The following is a 541-nucleotide window of genomic DNA, read 5'->3' as shown; positions in this document are numbered from 1 at the left end:
GCAGTCCTTACCCCGACCAAATTGCTTCGATCGGTTTGGCCTCTTCCGCGTTCGCTCGCCACTACTAGCGGAATCTCTTTTGATGTCTTTTCCTCGCCCTACTTAGATGTTTCAGTTCAGGCGGTTCCCTTCTCATACCTATTTGATTCAGTATGAGATACATGAGCTTCACTCATGTGGGTTTCCCCATTCGGAAATCTCGGGATCAATGCGTATTTGCCGCTCCCCCAAGCTTATCGCAGCTTGTCACGTCCTTCATCGGCTCCTGGTGCCAAGGCATTCCCCTTGCGCCCTTTACAGCTTGACCAGCTGTAAGACCTGATCCGGTCAGATCAGGAATTATTTTAGTAACTTAAGATTGTGAGTAATCTCGGTTATTTTTTAGCTAATTGTAATAGTGTATTTCTACACTTTCGCCACAATTGGATCGTTAAAACCTTTTATCTCAAAAATTTGCTTTCGCATTTTTCCTAGAATAACAATTTTATCTTCCTATTGTTGCTTTGTCGTTTTCTCGCTGTTCAGTTTTCAAGGTGCAGTT

General features: G+C 43.6%; 1 rRNA gene. It reads right to left on the bottom strand.

Annotated features, from left to right (window positions below):
- Nucleotides 1-307, bottom strand: a 23S ribosomal RNA gene (locus KQI75_RS13480); the annotation flags it as partial.
- Nucleotides 308-541: the final 234 nt, after the last annotated feature.

Origin of the sequence: Butyricicoccus intestinisimiae, assembly GCF_018918345.1 — a bacterium.
Classification (GTDB): Bacteria; Bacillota; Clostridia; order Oscillospirales; family Butyricicoccaceae; genus Butyricicoccus_A; species Butyricicoccus_A intestinisimiae.
The sequence above is the reverse complement of the archived record's forward strand: the minus strand, read 5'-3'. Positions and strand labels throughout refer to the sequence as shown.